Below are 17,416 nucleotides of genomic sequence, written 5' to 3' on the forward strand. Positions count from 1 at the left end.
AGTGTCAAAAATTAAATTAAGCAAAGAATTTATAAAAAGTACTGTTAAGTTAGCTCTAAACGAAGATCTTTATCCCTCAGGTGATATCACTTCAGCATTAATTAATAACGATAAGATTGTAACCATTAAATTAATATCAAATCAAAATGCAGTTGTTGCTGGGTTATTGTTTGCTAAACAAACTTTTTCCTTAATCGATAATAAAATAAAATTTATTGTTAAAAAAAAAGATGGTTCGAAAATTAAAAAAGGTTCTTTAGTTGCCTTTATAAAAGGTAAAGCAAAAAATATTTTGATTGCTGAAAGAGTCGCTCTAAATTTTTTGTCTCATATTTCTGGAATAGCAACTATGACAAATAAATTTGTTAAATTGGCTGGGAAAAAAACTAAAATTTGTTGTACAAGAAAAACAATTCCGAACCTTAGAGTAATTCAAAAATATGCTGTGAAATTAGGAGGTGGTACAAACCATAGATTTAATTTAAGTGATGAATACTTAATTAAAGACAATCACATTGCTAGTTCAGATTTAAAAACTTTAGTTATTAAGGCAATTAAAAATAAAAAAGGAAAAAAAATTACAGTAGAAGTTGATACAATTGATCAACTTAGATCAATTTTAGGATTAAAATTTAACACTATTCTTCTAGATAATATGAGTATAAAAAATTTAAAAATTGCGGTTAAAATTGCGAAAAAATTTTACGAAACAGAAGCCTCTGGAAATGTTAATTTGAGAAATGTTAAAACTATTGCATCAACAGGAGTAAATAGAATTTCTGTAGGAAGTATTACTCATAGTGCTAGTGCTGTTGACTTTAAGTTAGAAATTTAACTTACAAACTTAGATAGATTAGGTTTAAAATAGTTAGGACCTTTCATAACTTTTCCAGCTTCATTATAAATAGGTTTTCCATTTTCATCTAATTTACTCATATTTGAGTTTTGAACTTCCTCAAAACATTTATCTAAATCAATTCCAAAGGCATGACCTGCTCCATAAGTTACATATAGAATATCAGTCAAAGCATCAGCAACTTCTAGTAAATCTTTATTATTCATAGCTTCAGTAAGCTCATCTAATTCCTCTTTAATTAGATCTAATCTTAATTTATTTATCTTATCAGTGCTAAAAGATGGCTTAGTTTTAACATCTTGACCAAAGGTTTTCATAAAAGTTCCAACTTTACTAAAATTCGACATATTGCTCCTGTAAGTTTTTAAAAATTTATTGTATTAATATAATTATTTGTACTTAAAAATTAATCAATGAAATTAAGAAAAGAATTTGACAGTATTGGAAGTATAAATGTACCCAATGACAAATACTGGGGTGCCTCAACGCAGAGATCAAATAAATTTTTTAACATTGGTAAAATTTTAGTAAATATCTCAATAATAAAATCTATTGCTATTATTAAAAGATCAGCAGCTATAGTTCATGCTAAAGATAAATTAATTAGTGGTAAGATTTCAAAAGCAATTATTAAAGCTTCAGACGAAGTTATTAATGGAAAATTAGATGAAAATTTTCCTTTAAAAGTTTGGCAAACAGGCTCTGGAACTCAAACAAACATGAATGTGAACGAGGTAATTGCCAATAGAGCTATAGAAATTTTAGGGGGAAAGAAAGGAACTAAAAAACCTGTACATCCAAATGATCATGTAAACAAATCTCAATCTACTAATGATGTTTTTCCAACCGCAATGCACATTTCTGTAGCGACACAAACTTTATCTAAAATGTTGCCAAGTTTAAAAATCTTAGAAAAAGAATTAAAGAAAAAATCTATAGAATTTAAAAAAATAGTTAAAATTGGAAGAACTCATCTCCAAGATGCAACTCCTTTGTCTCTTGGTCAAGAGTTTTCTGGATATCATGCTCAATTAAAAAAATGTATTGAAAGAATCGAATACGCATTAAAAGAAATTCTATTTTTAGCTCAAGGGGGAACAGCTGTTGGAACAGGAATAAATTCAAAAAAAAATTTTGATAAAAAAATTGTTAAAGAAATTTCAAAATTTACTAAAATAAAATTTAAACCTGCACCAAATAAATTTGCTGAACTTGCAGCTCACGATGCAATAGTAAATTTCTCAGGAACATTGAATACATGTGCTGTTACATTAATGAAAATTTCAAATGATATCAGATTTTTAGGATCTGGACCTCGAGCTGGATACGGAGAACTAATATTACCTGAAAATGAACCTGGCTCATCGATAATGCCTGGAAAAGTAAATCCAACTCAGTGTGAAGCAGTTACAATGGTATGTGCAAACGTAATTGGCAATCACAATGGGATTACTATGGCAGGATCGCATGGTCATTTTGAATTAAATGTATTTAAGCCACTAATTGCCCATAACATTTTGCAATCTATTGACTTATTGGCAGACAGTACAAAAAATTTTGCGATTTATTGTGTTAAAGGAATTAAAGCTAATAAAAAGAGAATAAAAGAGCATTTAGATAATTCTTTAATGTTAGTAACAGCTTTGGCTCCGCATATTGGCTATGATAATGCTGCAAAAATAGCCAAGACAGCATTAAAGAATAATACAACACTGAAACATGAAACGTTAAAAACAGGATTAATTAGTGAAAAAGACTATGAAAGAATTGTTGATCCTAAGAAAATGATTTATCCAGCGTAATTTTTAATTACTTCATTTAATAAATTTTTGAAATAAATTTTATTTTGTAAGTTATTTTCTTTAAGCAAAATATCCTCGAAAGAATATTTAGATTTTTCAAGTGTTTTTCCGTCTATCCTGATACTCTTAATTTTGATATTTTTTTCATCAAACAAATAAGTAAAGTTGACATCAACTTTGCTAATTTTTTTTCTTAAATTTTTTGGGGTAAGTAAGAACTTATAAAGTTCATTTGAATTATTTATACTAATTTCAACATTAGAATCTAAAATTAATTTTCCTTCTTTTACAAAAATTAAGCTATCTAAAAACTCAAAGTCAATATTATTTTTCCAAGTTATTTTAGATTGATCAATATCGACTAAACCTTCTTGAATTTTAGATTTTAACAAAACACTTTTAAAATCATCAAATTCTTTAATATTATTTCCAGCAACGATTAAATTAAAATCAACATTTTTATTATTTAAAATTTCAGTTTTTAAAAGCTCTTTAATAATTGCATTTGATGAAAATAATGGTGTAAGATCAAGTTTATTTGTATTACCTGTTATATTTGAATAAAATGGCTTAAAATTAAATTTACCTACATAAGAAAACTCAGGATTTTGTATTTTATCAAAAAATTTAAACTCAAATGAATTATCATTTAATTGATACTCAAATAAACTTTTTGCATTTATTAAATTTATTTCTGAAAGACCTAAATAATTTGTGTCATCATATGATGTTTGATTATCTATTTTAAGTCTTAAACTTTCTATATTTATTAAAGAATGTATTGTTTTTTCAATTTTATCATTAAAAATTTTAATTGAATAAGGTAAATTAAAAATCTCATTATTTGCATCAAACATATTTTTAATTTCTTTAGGATCGAAATAATATTTTGCGTTCCTGATATTGTTAATAAATAAAACTTCATTTTCTAAACTTCTATAAAAAACATTACTATTTAATATTTCAAATTTGAAATCATTAAAATTACCATCTAATAAATTATAAAAAAAATTATAATTTTCTTTGTTTAAATTAAAATTTGCTTCTTCCAAGATGACATGATTTAATTTGATGTTTTTTAAAGAAAACAAATTTTCCAAAGAGACATAAACTTTAACTTTTTTTATGTCTGTAATTTTATCCTCTTTAAAATTAATTGAGGAATTATTTGAAGTAAAATGAGGTCTTGGTAAAAATTTATAATCTAAATCTTCTTGAAAATTAAACTCTAGGTTTAATTTGTTTTTTAAATTTTTTTTAATCTCTGTAGCTACTTCTTCTTTATTATGAATATTTGGGAATGAAAGGTATGATAAAAACAAAACAATTAGTGCGACAATAGATAAAAATATTTTATTATTAATTAATAAACTTTTAAAATTATCAACATTTAACTTGTTTAAATTTTTCTCTAATAGATTATTAATAAATTTACTGAATTTTTTAAAAAAACTAGCAATAAATTTAAGATTATTCATTTTGGGTGATAATCTTATAAAACATTATTTTGAATGATAAATAGAGAATATTTAAATAATTTGAATGAAGCACAAAAAGAGGCTGTAATGCATCTTGACGGTCCTCTTTTAATAGTAGCTGGTGCTGGTTCAGGGAAAACTAAAGTTCTAACATCAAGAATAGCAAATATAATTAAGGAAAAAAAAGCTTTTCCAAATCAAATTCTAGCGGTCACATTCACAAATAAAGCAGCTAAAGAAATGCAAAATAGAGTTAGTAAAATTTTGGGATCTGCTGCTATTGGTCTGTCTTGGTTGGGAACTTTTCACTCAATATGTGCTAAATTATTAAGAAAACATGCTTCTGCTGCACAACTAAACTCGAATTTCACTATTATAGACTCTGATGATCAGATTAGATTGATAAAAAATATATGCAAAGCAGAAAATATCGATATCAAACAATTATCTCCAAGATTTATACTTGCAATAATTGATAGATGGAAGAATAAAGGTTTTTATCCTGGAGAAGTGCTCATAAATAAAAAAGATATTTATGAGAAAACTGTCCTTCCATTATACAAAATATATCAACAAAAATTGACTGATTTAAATTCCTGTGATTTTGGTGATTTGATTTTACACACAGTAAAAATTTTAGAATTTAATCCTGATATTAGAGAAATATATTCTAAAAACTTTAAATACATCTTAGTTGACGAGTATCAAGACACAAATTTTATTCAAAGTAAATGGCTTAATCTTCTATCTGAAAAAAATAAAAATATTTGTTGTGTTGGTGATGATGATCAATCAATATATAGTTGGAGAGGTGCTGAGATTAAAAATTTTTTAGAGTTTGACCAAATTTATGAAAATACAAAAGTAATAAGATTAGAACAAAATTACAGATCTTCACAAAATATATTATCAGTTGCGTCAAACCTTATCTCTAATAATCAAAATAGAATTGGAAAAACATTGATTACTACAATGGAAGAAGGTGATTTGGTTCAATTAAACTGTTTTAAAAATGGTAAGGATGAAGCAATTGGAGTTTCCGATGAAATTGAAAAAAAAATAAAAAAAAAATTTTCTTATAACAACATTGCAATTTTAGTTAGAGCCATTTTTCAAACACGTGAATTTGAAGAGCGATTTCTGAAAATAGGTATGCCCTACAGAATATTAGGTGGTACAAAATTTTATGAAAGAGCTGAGATTAAAGATTGTATTGCATATTTAAGATTAATTTACCAAGAAAAAGATGACTTAGCTTTTGAAAGAATAGTAAATAACCCTAAGAGATCAATAGGTGATAGTACCTTAAAAAATATTCACAAGTTTGCTAAGGAAAATAATTTAAATTTAGAAAGAGCATCACAAAAAATGCTTGAGCAAAATTTAATTAAGCCAAAAGCTAAAATTGGACTTAGCTTGTTTATTAATTCTCTAAATAAATGGAGAGATGATTTAACCATAAAAAAATCAAATCACATAAAATTATTACAGATTGTTTTAGATGAGTCTGGTTATTCAGCAATGCTAAAAAATAAAAAAGATTTAGATAATGAAAATAGATTGGAAAATATTAAAGAGTTGTTAAGTGCTATGAAAGAATTTGATAATTTAGAAAGTTTTTTAGAACATGTATCGTTAGCAACATCAGTCGATCAAGAATGGGATGGGGAAAAAATTAATATGATGACCATGCATGCAGCAAAAGGTTTAGAATTTGATGTTGTATTTTTACCTGGATGGGAAGAAGGATTATTTCCACATCAAAAATCCATTGAAGAAAAAGGTCAAAATGGCCTAGAAGAAGAAAGAAGGTTAGCGTATGTAGGAATTACAAGAGCAAAGAAAAAAGCTATAATTTCTTTCTCAATGAATAGATTTTACCAAGGGGATTGGATAGACAGTATGGCTTCACGATTCATTGATGAATTGCCAGAAAAACATTTAGAAAAAAACTCTTTCTTTGATGAAGAAGTTAATAATGATGATGATTTTGAGTTTAATCAGGATTTTGAAATTGAAGAAGGAACAAGAAGTCCTGGGTGGATAAGATATCAAAAGAGAATTAAATGAAAAATTATATAAAATTATTAAGAAATAAATTTAAAAAATATGAAATTGATGGCTACATAATTCCAAAAAATGATGATTATTTTACGGAATATTCAAAATTAAATCGATTAGAAGTTATTTCAAATTTTAGTGGATCCGCTGGTTTAGCGATAATACTTAAAAATAAAAATTATTTGTTTACTGATGGAAGATACACAATTCAAAGTAAAATTGAGAGTGGAAAAAATTTTAGAATTTATGGATTTGAAAAATTAATAAATTGTAGTTTATTTAAAAATCTTACACTTGGTATAGATCCGAAGTTATTTACTAACAATCAAATTAAAAATTATTTTTTAAAATATAATAAAATTAAACATATTGAAAAAAATCTAATTGATGAAATTAAAAAACAGAAAGAGAATATTTCTGTTCCATTTTTCTCTTTAGATAAAAGTATTGTTGGTGAAAGTGTTAATTCTAAATTAAATAAAATAACTCATTACTTAAAAAAAAATAAATCTGATTATATTTTTATAAGTGCACCAGAAAACGTTGCGTGGGCTTTAAATATACGAGGTAGAGATGGCCCTAACAGCCCAATACCCAATTCAAGATTGCTTGTAAGTAAATCAAAAAGAATACTATTTATAAGTAATCTTAAAAAGTGTAAGCAATTATTAAAAAATAAAGTAATTAAGAAAGATGAATTTTTAGATGAAAATAATTTACCAAGTAAAATAGTACATCTTAAGGGAAAAAACTTTATTGTAGATGATAAATCTTGTTCAATATTTTATGAAAATTTAATTAAGTCTAAATTTAAGATCATAAAAACAGAAGATCCAATTTATCATTTAAAAGCAATTAAAAATAAAACTGAAATTAAAAATATGATCAATGCTCACATTTTGGACGGTGTTGCATTAACAAAATTTTTATACTGGATAAAAAAAATCAATAAAAAGAAAATTAATGAAGTAGAAGCTGCTAAGAAATTAGAGAGTTTTAGAAAAATAAATCAAAATTTTCTTTATCCTAGTTTTGATACTATTGCAGGATCTGGAAAAAACGGTGCAATTGTTCATTATCGTGCAAAAAAAGAAAATTGCAGAGTTATAAATAAGAGAGATATTTTTCTTTGTGATTCTGGAGGCCAATATAAATATGGCACAACAGATGTCACAAGAACAATATGTTTTTCAGAACAGAAACAAAATATCAAAGATATTTTCACTAAAGTTTTAAAAGGTCATATTGCTGTAGCTACGTCAGATATTAATAAAGATGATACGGGTAAAAAAATTGATAAAAGAGCAAGAAAATTTTTAAATAAAAGCAATCTCGATTATGCACATGGTACAGGACACGGTGTTGGTTTTTTTCTTAATGTTCATGAAGGTCCTCAATCTATTACAAAAATAAATACTATTAAAATAAAAGAAGGTATGATTTTAAGTAATGAGCCTGGGTATTATAAAACTAATAAATATGGTATCAGAATTGAAAATTTAGTTTATGTCAAAAAAATAAAGAAAAAATTATTATTTCAGAATTTAACAATGGCACCTATAGAGAAAGATTTAATAAATTTTGACTTATTAACAATTGATGAGAAAAACTATCTATTTAAATATCATCTAGAAGTTTATTCAAAGATTTCTAAGTATTTAAATACAAATGAGAAAAAGTGGTTAGCTAGTTTTATTTAGCATTTTTAAAAATTCAGACTGATCAATGATTTTTATTTTTAACTCTTTAGCATAGTCTACTTTTTTTTTAGTTGGTTTTTCTCCAATTATTAAGAAATTTAGTTTTTTTGATACACTGCTAATTGTTTTTCCTGAATTTTCCTCAATCAAAGATTTAATTTCAGCCCTACTAATTCCACTTAACTTTCCAGTAACTAAAAAAGTCTTATTATTTAAAATTCCATCATCTGAATTTTGAATAGCATCTTTAATAACCAAAACATTTTCCAATTCATTTAAAACTTTAATGTTTTTTTCATTTGAAAAGAAATTTTTAATAGAATTTACTTGTGTTTCACCAATCCCATCAATATTTACCAAATCCTCATAATCTTTATGCATTGATAAATTTTTAAATTTTGAAAATGATATATAGTGTTTTGACAATAACTTTGCATTTTCCAATCCTATATGTCTTATTCCTAAAGAATAAATAAATCTATCTAATGAAATATTTTTTTTTTGATTAATTGAATATTTTAAATTTTGAACAGATAATTTACCCCAGCCCTCAAGTTTTTCTATTTTTTCATAATCTAATTTGAATATATCTTGAGGAAACTTGATTAATTTTAATTCCCAAAAATTTTCAATTATTTTTTTTCCAAAGCCATCTATGTTAAATGCTTCTTTTGAAACAAAATGTTTTAATTTTTCAATTGAGATTTTATCACAATCATAATCCCCACTTGAACATCTTCTAACCGCATCAGTTTTTTTTGTTACTTTATTATATTCTTTAATTGTTTCTGATCCACATGAAGGACAATTTTTTGGGAAAATAAATTTTTTTGAATTTTTTAATCTTTTTTGTTTATCTACCGAAAGTATATGGGGAATTACATCACCAGCTCTCTCTATAACTGCTGTATCACCTATTCTAATATCTTTTCGATTAATTTCATCTTCATTATGTAATGTTGCATTTGAAACTATAACACCACCAATATTAATTGGTTTAATTTTTGCGACTGGTGTTAAGGCCCCAGTCCTACCTATCTGGATTTCTATGTCTAAAATCTTAGATACTGCTTTGTTAGATGAAAATTTGTGTGCAACAGCCCACCTTGGGGCATTTGCAACATTACCCAATCGTCTTTGCATAGCAAAATCATTCACTTTGTAAACTATTCCATCTATATCAAAATCAAGGCTTGCTCTTTTTTTTTCAATTTCATTATAATTTTTCATTAAATTTTTTATACCTGTGATTAAATTATTTAATGGATTTGTTTTAAATCCCCACTCACTCAATTTTTTTAGAAAATCAGATTGGTTATTAATTTTTAATCCACTCTCATATCCAAATGTATAGGCAATAAATTTTAAAGGTATTTTTTTTGTTTCTTCTGGATTTTTTTGTCTAAGAGAGCCAGATGCTGCATTTCTAGGATTGGCAAACTTTTCATTTAAACCCTTAAAATCACTGTTTTGTATGAACACCTCTCCCCTAATGTCAATTTCTTCTGGAAAATCTTTGTGAGGAATTTTTTTGGGTATATCTTTTATTGTCTTAAGATTTTCAGTTATATCTTCACCTTCTTTTCCATCTCCTCTGGAAAGACCCTTGTGAAATTTGCCATTTTTAAAAGTCAATGAAGCAGATATTCCATCAATTTTAGGCTCAGTGCTATATGAAATTTTAAAATCATTTCTTAAAGATAAATAATTTTTAATTTTTTTTTCAAAATTAATTAAATCTTCTTCTGAAAAAGCATTTCCTAAAGATAACATTGGTATTTTATGTAAAGATTTTTTAAAATTTTTAGAGGGCTTAAATCCTACACTTTGAGATGGAGAGTACTTAGAAACAAGATAGCTAAAATTTTTTTCTAAGTCTAATACCTCTTTTTTAATTTCATCATATTCTTTATCTGAAACTATTGACTTATTTTTATTAAAGTAACTTTCATTATATTTTTTTAATAAATTTACTTTTGAGTTATAAAGTTTTTTGATTTCCTTTTTATCCATTTCATTCAAAGAGAGATTTGAATTTTTTTAATAAACTATTTTGTTTTCTTTTTTTAATTTCATTTTCTTTTTTATTCACTTCATACTTTTTATCAAAAATAGCATATGATTTTTCATACCATTGAGAGGATTGATAATTGTATCCTAAGAGAACTGCATATTTCTTACTTTCTTCCTCAAGACCAAGTAAATAATAAATTTCAACTAATCTATGCAGTGATTCCTCAGCATAAATTGTTTCATCATATTCATCTACAACAGTCCTAAATCTATTAATTGCTGCTATCCATTTTTTTCTATCAACATAGTATCTGCCTAGATAAACTTCTTTAGAAGCCAATATATCATTTATTAAATCAATTTTAAATTCAGCATCTATTGCATATTCAGTATTAGGAAATTTTTCTATTAAAGTTTGAAATATATCTTTTGACTTTATTATTGATTGTAAATCTTTTTTTTCATCTACTATTTGTTCATAATAAGAAATTCCAAGCAAATAATAAGCATAAGATAAATTTTTATGATTAGGATATACTCTTAAAAACCTTTCCATTTCCGCAATTGCATCACCATAGTAATCTTGTTTGTAATAAGAGTAAGCTGCCATTAATGCAGATTTAGGAGCCCATTCAGATTGTGGGAATAGTATTTCAGCTTCATTAAATTTTTTTGCTGCAAAAAGAACATCGTTTGAATTAAGAGCTTTCATTCCTTCTTCGTATGCTTCTAATACTTGCATTTCTAAACTTTTCTCTAAAATTACATCTTCTTTAATTTCTTTTTTAGAACAAGAAATTAACAATATCGAAACACTTAATATAAAAAAAATATTTTTAATCCCCATGATTGATTTATACTTACTTAAAATAAATTTTAAAAGAAATGATTAATTTATGCGATCGATCTTAAAAAGTTTCTATTTATCAAAGTATGTGGAAGGTTTTTTTCTTTAATTTCTACAATAGAAAAATTTTCTTTATTCTCAAAAACCTTTCTCAAAAGTTGATTTGTAAGATAATGACCACCCTGTGAGCACTGTATGCTAGCAATCATTCTATATCCACATGTGTATAAATCACCTATACAATCTAATATTTTATGGTTAACAAATTCTTTTTTATTTCTTAAACCTTCTTGATTTAAAATTTCTTTATCCTTAACTACTACTGCATTATCTAGACTTCCACCTTTAGCAAGACCATTTTTTTTAATTAACTCAATATCTTCAAACAAACAAAAAGTTCTTGAATTATAAACTTCAGATAAGTCATCTTCATATATTTTGAAACTATTTCTTTGATTTCCAATAATTGGATTTTTATATTTTAACTCAAAATCAATATCTAAACTTAAAGTTGATGGTTTAATATTTATGTATCGGTCACCATCAGAATAGTTTACTTCTTTATTTATCTTAATTATCTTTATTGGTGAGTCAGAAATTTCAATTCCAGCTGAAATAATTTTTTCAATAAAGACTTTTGCAGATCCATCTAGTATTGGAACTTCTTCATTATCAATCTCAATTACTGCGTTGTCTATACCCATCCCAAATAATGCACACATTAAGTGTTCAATAGTTGAAACCTTTACTCCAAATTCATTTTCAATAGTTGTGTTTAGAGATGTGTTTGTGACATTCATAAAATTTGGATAAACCAAATTATTGCTTTTTAAATCCACTCTCTTAAAAACTATGCCATTGTTGGGAGATGCTGGTTTAATGCAAACATTGACATCCAGACCACTATGAAGAGAAATTCCATTAAATGAAATGTTATTTTTAATTGTTTTTTGGGTTAAATAAGACACTAAATGCTTTTAATTTGAATGTTGGATTAATTAAAAACAACTATTGTTACGAGAAAAAACAAAATTAACTAAATAATTGAAAAAATTTTTCAAAAAAACCAAGTTTTTTTGAGGATTTTGAGGTTATTTGAATTTCATTCTTATTCATACCAACTTTCAAATTATGTGCCATTTGAGAAATATCTAATTGTTTATCAAAGATAAAATCTTTTACATATCCTTTGTCTAAATAATTATTTACTTGAATTTGGTATTTTTTTAAAATGTTTTCAATTTCAAGTATTAATAAATTTGGTATTGAAATAAGTTTAATTTCTAGACAAATTTCATCATTACAAATTTTATCTTGAAAAGAAGAATAACTGACACCATCAATTATATATTTATCAATAATCATATGTATGAGTTTATATTGATTGTAGTTTTCTTTAAATAAATCTTTAACATCTGTAAGCATACTTTCCAAAATTATGTCTGTAATTTCTCCAGTATAATTTTTTTTCTTTATACCTATATTGGAGGTAAGAATTGATTTATTTTCAATTACTATATTTATATTGTTTACAAAATTTCCTGCTAGTTTTTCAATTTTAAAAATATTGTTTTCTAAAAAATCATTTAAAAGATTAAAATCTAATTTTTCTAAAACGTCTCTAAATTTAAATTCTTCCTGGTATATATTTTTATAATTTTTATTGTCTAATAAGAATATTTCAAACTTTTCATAAGAAATAATTAAATAAGTTTCAGAGTCAATTTCTTTATTCATCTAAAATTATAATTTGATTTTTTATTCTAGCATCCACAATTTCTTTATTTTCTAATTTAATATTATTTAAAAAAATTGATATTTTATCTAAAATCTCTTTTTCAATTTTCTCAGGTAATTTAATTACAATATTTGTAGTTAATTCTAGATCCCATCTTTTTGATTTAAAATAATATAGAGATTTTATTTGTGAATAATCAACATTTGACTGATCAATAATTTTTTTTAATTCTAATACCTCTTCTATTTCTGGATTTCCAAATATATACGGCAATTTTATTGCAGAATTACTATTATTTGATAATTTACCGTTGTTTCCAACTAATAAAAACTTTCCATTTTTATTAATCCGAGCAATAAAATTTGTTTTTTTTATATTTATATCAATTGAATAAGGATATTTTTTTATAACATTGTAATCTTCAACTAATGAATTATTTTCAATAATATTTTGAATGCTTTTTTTATTAATAAAAAAAATATTTTTTAAATCTAAATTATTTAAACTATCAAGTAGAATTTTTTGGTCATTTTCATCTAATCCAAAAATATTAATTTTTTTTACTTTTTCTAACCTTAGATTATTTATTGAATTATTATTTATCGAACCCACTAAAATTAATAAAAAAAAGTAAATTAAGATTTTTTTACTTTTTCTTTGATGCATCTTTTAAAATCCATTCAATTAATTTTAAAAAGTTTATTCCCTTATAAGAGGCTATTTCGGGAACGAGAGATAATTTGGTCATACCTGGTTGAGTGTTAATTTCTAATAGATAAAATTTACCCCTATTATATTTAAAATCTGAACGTGTAACACCAGAACAACCAATGATTTTATGGGCTTTAAGTGCAATATTCATTACGTCATTTAATTTTTTTTTAGACAAATTAACGGGAATTATGTGCTCAGTTTTTGCATTTGTGTTGTACTTTGCTTGATAATCATAAAAAGCTCTTTTGGGTTTTAATTCAATTGCTCCAAGTTTTTTATTACCCATAATTGCTACTTGAATTTCTCTTCCTCCAATAAATTCCTCAATCATAATTTTTTTGTAATCTTTTAATGATTTAACTTTTTGTGTTAGATTAGATTTGTTGCATATAAAAACATTAACACTTGAACCCTCATTTAAAGGTTTTATGACAACAGGAAATTTTAATTTTGACTGAATTTTTTTTATTAAGGTAGATGATTTATAACCATAATTATAAATAAAAAATTTTGGTGTAATAATTTTATTTTTTATAAAAATTTTTTTTGAAATTTCTTTATCCATGGCTATAGATGAAGCAACAACACCAGAATGGGTATATGAAATTTTAAATTTCTCTAAAATACTTTGTATATATCCATCCTCTCCAAATTGACCATGCAATGCATTAAAAATTATATCAGGTTTAAATTTTTCGATATTTAAAGATAAAGATCTATCTGGTTCAGAAATCTGAATTTTATAACCATTTTTTTTTAGCTCTTGGGCAACCTGTTTACCTGTATCAAGACTTATTAATCTCTCCTTTGATATTCCACCAGAAAGTATTAGTATTTTTTTTTTCAATTTATTCTAAAATTTTAATTTCAGTTTCTAACTTTACACCTGTTTTCTTAAAGACATTTTTTGAGACATATTTGATCAAATTCTTCATATCTTTAAATTTAGCATTACCTTTATTTACAAAAAAATTACAGTGTTTTTCTGAAATATATGCATCACCAAAAGAAATATCTAATGGAACAGACTCTTTTATTAGTTCCCAAACCTTTTTTTCAGATTGATCTAAAGGGTTTTTAAAAGTACTTCCGCTGGTTTTAATTCTTGTTGGTTGTGCTTTTTCTTTTTTTTCTTTTAAAAAATTCATTTCATTTTGGATCAATTCTTTTTCTTTCTTAAATCCTTTAAAGGAGGCGCTTAAAAAAATAAGGTCATCAGATAAACCGCTATCTCTGTATTTAAAATTTATATCTTTTGCAGGTATAGTTATTACCTGGCCAGATTTAGTAACTGCTTGTATTGAAACAAGAACATCTTTAAATTCTCTATTGAAACATCCAGCATTCATTTTAATTCCACCACCAACTGTACCTGGTATACAAGACAAAAATTCAAAACCACCTAAACTATTTTCTAATGCAAATTCTGATAATGCTTTGTCACTAACAATGCTTCCTGCAATAATTATATCATCTGACAGAACTGATAAATTATTAAAATTATTTGCAAGCTTGAGTACTACACCATCATATTTATCGTCAGTTATTAATATGTTTGATCCTCCGCCTAAAACAAAAATATTTTCTTTATTTTCTATAATTTTTAAAAATTTGATCAAATCTTTTAAATTATCTGCTTTAAAATAAATTTTAGCTTTACCACCAATATTAAACCAATTTTTTTTTTTTAAATCACAGTCTAGCTTTAGGTTTTGACCAAACTCTTCTGACAGTTCTTTCAAATTAGTTTTCATTATAAATATTTAGGTAATTCTCTCATCCAACTTGAAATTGAACCAGCGCCCATACCAATAACAATTTTTTTTCCATAAATATTACTTTTTACATATTTTGCTAATTGCAATTGATCCTCGATCATTAATAATTCAACCCTCGAATTTTTGATAATTTGTTTTGCAAAACTAAGATAACTAAATCCGAGTTTCATTTTTTCACCAGCATTATAAATTGGAAATAAAATTACTTTATCAGCATCTCTAAAAGCGAAACTAAACTCTTTTTTTAAATCTTTTACTCTTGATATTCTATGGGGTTGAAAAATACATATCTTCTCATAACCTTTATAAACTTTCATTACCCCATTAAGTACCTCTCTTATCTCAGTTGGGTGATGTGCATAGTCATCAAAAAAATCAACATTATTAAATGAAAAAATCTTATTAAATCTTCTTTGAACACCTTTAAAATTTTTAAGTCCTTTTTTTATATCAAATATTGATATTCCAACAGTCAATGATACTGCAAGAGCAGCAACTGCATTTTTAATATTATGATTTCCAAGTAGAGGGATTATTATATTTTTTAAATATCGATTTTTTTTATTTGGTAATTTTATTGATAAATCAAATTTTGATAATTCTTTAAATTGATTTATATTTTTTATAGAAAAGTTCGATTTAGGATCTTCACCGTATGTATAGAAATTTTTCTTTTTAATATTTTTTATTAGATTTTTGTTATTCTTATCATCTAAACAGACAAATGATTTTCCAAAAGATGGAACCTTCTCAACAAAATCAATAAAATATTTATTTAATTTTTTCATCGAACTATAAAAATCCATGTGCTCTCTATCAATGTTAGTAATGATAGAGTAAGTTGGGGGAATAAATATAAAGCTACCATCAGACTCATCTGCCTCCAAAATAGACCAATCACTTTTACCTAATTTTGCTGTATTATCGATTGAATTTATAACTCCTCCATTAATAATCGTTGGGTCTATTTTTGTATTTTGAAAAATTGATGCAATTAAAGAAGTAGTTGTTGTTTTACCGTGAGATCCTACAACTACAATATTTTTAGAAAGAGACACAATGTTTGCTAGCATTTCGCCTCTTTTGTATATTGGTAGACCTTTTGATTTTGCTTCAATTAATTCCGGGTTATTTTGTTTAATTGCTGAAGATACAACCAAAATTGTAGCCTTGCTTATATTCTGTTTTTTATGTCCAACATAAACTTTGATTTTTTCTTTTCTAATCCTATTAATATTTTTATTATTTGAGATATCACTTCCTTGAACTTTAAAACCTTTCCTCTTCATAATCATTGAAAGGCCACTCATCCCTATCCCACCTATACCAACAAAATGAATAACTTCTGATTTGGCTAATTCAATTTTCATTTAAAATTTCCAATAAATTTTGATTAACATTATTCCAAGTATTTTGATAATTTAATTTTTTTAGATTTTCTTTTTTTGCGACATAATATTCGTCTTTCTTTGATATTTTTAACAATAATTCTTCAAATTTCTTTTTATCAAATTTTTTTTGATCAATTATCCAGCAACAATCTTTATCATAATAATATTTAGCATTTTCATATTGATGATTATCCTTAGAACTAGGAAGTGGTATGGCGATAAAAGGAACATTCATTAATGACATTTCAGCTAAACTTGAAGCGCCTGACCTTGATATACATAAATCAGACTGTTTCATAAGTTCATTTAAATTTTGATCAAAACTAAAAACATTGCTTTCTATATTATTAATTTTATAAAAATTTCTTAAATAGTTTATGTTTTTTTCACTAGTTTGATGGATTACATTAATTAAGCAAGATTTTGAAACACTCAAAATTGATTCATTAATAAGTGTATCAAAAATTTTAGCTCCTTGACTGCCTCCAATAATCATGATGGTAAATAAATTTACATCTTTTTTATATAAATCTGATTCATAATATTTTTTTCTTAAAAAAGGTTTTGAAATTTTTTTCTGATTTTCAAATTTTTTTGGATAATTTTTTAAGTTTTTTGAATAACAAATTAATTTTTTAGAAAAATTCAAAAAAAATTTATTTGCTCTTCCTAAAACCATATTTGGTTCAATTAAAAAAATTTTAATATTTAGAATTTTTGCTGCTAAACATAAAGGTAAAGACATGTACCCACCCGTTGAAATTAAGTAAGAAATTTTTTCTTTTTTTAATATTTTTAGAGAATTAATTGTTAATATTAAGACTTTAAATAATGTAAAAGGAAAAAGTATTAAGCTATTAAACTTTGGTGTATCTATTAAAATAGATCTATAATCATTTTTTTCTAAATATTTTAACCCTCTAGAATCTGTAGAAATTATTGTGTCATATTTTTCTTTTAAATGGTCATAAATTGTAATTGCAGGAATGACATGCCCTCCAGAACCTCCAGTGGAAATTAATACTTTTTCTCTCACCT

The 17,416-nt window shown here is 25.0% G+C and carries 15 protein-coding genes; 4 read left to right on the forward strand and 11 right to left on the reverse strand.

Annotated features, from left to right (window positions below; translation table 11 throughout):
- Nucleotide 1: 1 nt before the first annotated feature.
- Entirely contained in the window at nucleotides 2-835 is an 834-nt protein-coding gene (gene nadC, locus ACQY31_RS03240) for a carboxylating nicotinate-nucleotide diphosphorylase (protein WP_428080808.1), read from the forward strand.
- Here the strand turns inward: nadC and ACQY31_RS03245 are convergent.
- Nucleotides 832-1,203, reverse strand: coding sequence for a phosphoribosyl-ATP diphosphatase (locus ACQY31_RS03245; RefSeq protein WP_428080810.1), 372 nt, complete (start codon nucleotides 1,201-1,203; stop codon nucleotides 832-834). The two genes, nadC and ACQY31_RS03245, sit on opposite strands and share 4 nt — an antisense overlap.
- Nucleotides 1,204-1,269: 66 nt before the next feature.
- Here ACQY31_RS03245 and fumC point away from each other — a divergent pair, with 66 nt between their 5' ends.
- The gene (gene fumC / locus ACQY31_RS03250) at nucleotides 1,270-2,658 is read left to right on the forward strand and encodes a class II fumarate hydratase (protein ID WP_428080812.1); all 1,389 of its coding nucleotides are present in this window, start codon (nucleotides 1,270-1,272) and stop codon (nucleotides 2,656-2,658) included.
- Here the strand turns inward: fumC and ACQY31_RS03255 are convergent.
- Nucleotides 2,646-4,136 (reverse strand): AsmA family protein, encoded by a 1,491-nt coding sequence (locus ACQY31_RS03255; protein ID WP_428080814.1) that lies wholly within the window; start codon nucleotides 4,134-4,136, stop codon nucleotides 2,646-2,648. The genes fumC and ACQY31_RS03255 overlap by 13 nt on opposite strands.
- A gap of 33 nt (nucleotides 4,137-4,169) precedes the next feature.
- On the opposite strand from ACQY31_RS03255, the gene ACQY31_RS03260 reads away from it, so the two are divergent.
- Together ACQY31_RS03260 and ACQY31_RS03265 are read left to right on the forward strand one after the other, a co-directional pair.
- Nucleotides 4,170-6,206, forward strand: a complete 2,037-nt coding sequence (locus tag ACQY31_RS03260) for an ATP-dependent helicase (protein ID WP_428080816.1) — start codon at nucleotides 4,170-4,172, stop codon at nucleotides 6,204-6,206.
- Nucleotides 6,203-7,897 carry a M24 family metallopeptidase gene (locus ACQY31_RS03265; RefSeq protein ID WP_428080818.1) on the forward strand — a complete coding sequence of 565 codons (1,695 nt, stop codon included), beginning with the start codon at nucleotides 6,203-6,205 and terminating at the stop codon, nucleotides 7,895-7,897. The genes ACQY31_RS03260 and ACQY31_RS03265 overlap by 4 nt, the downstream gene beginning before the upstream one ends.
- Here the strand turns inward: ACQY31_RS03265 and ligA are convergent.
- The 9 genes from ligA to ACQY31_RS03310 form a co-directional block, all read right to left on the reverse strand.
- Entirely contained in the window at nucleotides 7,880-9,910 is a 2,031-nt protein-coding gene (ligA, locus tag ACQY31_RS03270) for an NAD-dependent DNA ligase LigA (protein ID WP_428080820.1), read from the reverse strand. The two genes, ACQY31_RS03265 and ligA, sit on opposite strands and share 18 nt — an antisense overlap.
- Before the next feature lies 1 nt (nucleotide 9,911).
- Nucleotides 9,912-10,757, reverse strand: coding sequence for an outer membrane protein assembly factor BamD (locus ACQY31_RS03275; protein ID WP_428080822.1), 846 nt, complete (start codon nucleotides 10,755-10,757; stop codon nucleotides 9,912-9,914).
- A 47-nt stretch (nucleotides 10,758-10,804) separates the two neighbouring features.
- Nucleotides 10,805-11,725: a UDP-3-O-acyl-N-acetylglucosamine deacetylase gene (lpxC, locus tag ACQY31_RS03280; protein ID WP_428080824.1), complete on the reverse strand. Its 921-nt coding sequence runs from the start codon at nucleotides 11,723-11,725 to the stop codon at nucleotides 10,805-10,807.
- A gap of 64 nt (nucleotides 11,726-11,789) precedes the next feature.
- Nucleotides 11,790-12,494, reverse strand: coding sequence for a hypothetical protein (locus ACQY31_RS03285; RefSeq protein ID WP_428080826.1), 705 nt, complete (start codon nucleotides 12,492-12,494; stop codon nucleotides 11,790-11,792).
- The gene (locus ACQY31_RS03290; RefSeq protein WP_428080828.1) at nucleotides 12,487-13,161 is read right to left on the reverse strand and encodes a cell division protein FtsQ/DivIB; all 675 of its coding nucleotides are present in this window, start codon (nucleotides 13,159-13,161) and stop codon (nucleotides 12,487-12,489) included. The genes ACQY31_RS03285 and ACQY31_RS03290 overlap by 8 nt, the downstream gene beginning before the upstream one ends.
- Nucleotides 13,142-14,056 carry a D-alanine--D-alanine ligase gene (locus ACQY31_RS03295; protein WP_428080830.1) on the reverse strand — a complete coding sequence of 305 codons (915 nt, stop codon included), beginning with the start codon at nucleotides 14,054-14,056 and terminating at the stop codon, nucleotides 13,142-13,144. The genes ACQY31_RS03290 and ACQY31_RS03295 overlap by 20 nt, the downstream gene beginning before the upstream one ends.
- A 1-nt stretch (nucleotide 14,057) precedes the next feature.
- On the reverse strand, nucleotides 14,058-14,963 hold the full coding sequence (gene murB, locus ACQY31_RS03300; protein WP_428080832.1) for a UDP-N-acetylmuramate dehydrogenase: 906 nt from the start codon (nucleotides 14,961-14,963) through the stop codon (nucleotides 14,058-14,060).
- Nucleotides 14,963-16,357: a UDP-N-acetylmuramate--L-alanine ligase gene (gene murC / locus ACQY31_RS03305; protein ID WP_428080834.1), complete on the reverse strand. Its 1,395-nt coding sequence runs from the start codon at nucleotides 16,355-16,357 to the stop codon at nucleotides 14,963-14,965. The genes murB and murC overlap by 1 nt, the downstream gene beginning before the upstream one ends.
- A complete protein-coding gene (locus ACQY31_RS03310) occupies nucleotides 16,347-17,414 on the reverse strand; it encodes a UDP-N-acetylglucosamine--N-acetylmuramyl-(pentapeptide) pyrophosphoryl-undecaprenol N-acetylglucosamine transferase (protein ID WP_428080836.1) in 1,068 nt (355 codons plus the stop codon). The genes murC and ACQY31_RS03310 overlap by 11 nt, the downstream gene beginning before the upstream one ends.
- Between the last annotated feature and the right edge of the window lie 2 nt (nucleotides 17,415-17,416).

The sequence above is a fragment of the Candidatus Pelagibacter sp. genome (genome assembly GCF_965262185.1).
Classification (GTDB): domain Bacteria; phylum Pseudomonadota; class Alphaproteobacteria; order Pelagibacterales; family Pelagibacteraceae; genus Pelagibacter.

Coding starts and splice junctions, on each gene's coding strand:
- ACQY31_RS03245 (WP_428080810.1), bottom strand. CDS start 1,203: ATGTCGAATTTTAGTAAAGTTGGAACTTTTATGAAAACCTTTGGTCAA.
- fumC (WP_428080812.1), top strand. CDS start 1,270: ATGAAATTAAGAAAAGAATTTGACAGTATTGGAAGTATAAATGTACCC.
- ACQY31_RS03255 (WP_428080814.1), bottom strand. CDS start 4,136: ATGAATAATCTTAAATTTATTGCTAGTTTTTTTAAAAAATTCAGTAAA.
- ACQY31_RS03260 (WP_428080816.1), top strand. CDS start 4,170: ATGATAAATAGAGAATATTTAAATAATTTGAATGAAGCACAAAAAGAG.
- ACQY31_RS03265 (WP_428080818.1), top strand. CDS start 6,203: ATGAAAAATTATATAAAATTATTAAGAAATAAATTTAAAAAATATGAA.
- ligA (WP_428080820.1), bottom strand. CDS start 9,910: ATGGATAAAAAGGAAATCAAAAAACTTTATAACTCAAAAGTAAATTTA.
- ACQY31_RS03275 (WP_428080822.1), bottom strand. CDS start 10,757: ATGGGGATTAAAAATATTTTTTTTATATTAAGTGTTTCGATATTGTTA.
- ACQY31_RS03285 (WP_428080826.1), bottom strand. CDS start 12,494: ATGAATAAAGAAATTGACTCTGAAACTTATTTAATTATTTCTTATGAA.
- ACQY31_RS03290 (WP_428080828.1), bottom strand. CDS start 13,161: ATGCATCAAAGAAAAAGTAAAAAAATCTTAATTTACTTTTTTTTATTA.
- murB (WP_428080832.1), bottom strand. CDS start 14,963: ATGAAAACTAATTTGAAAGAACTGTCAGAAGAGTTTGGTCAAAACCTA.
- murC (WP_428080834.1), bottom strand. CDS start 16,357: ATGAAAATTGAATTAGCCAAATCAGAAGTTATTCATTTTGTTGGTATA.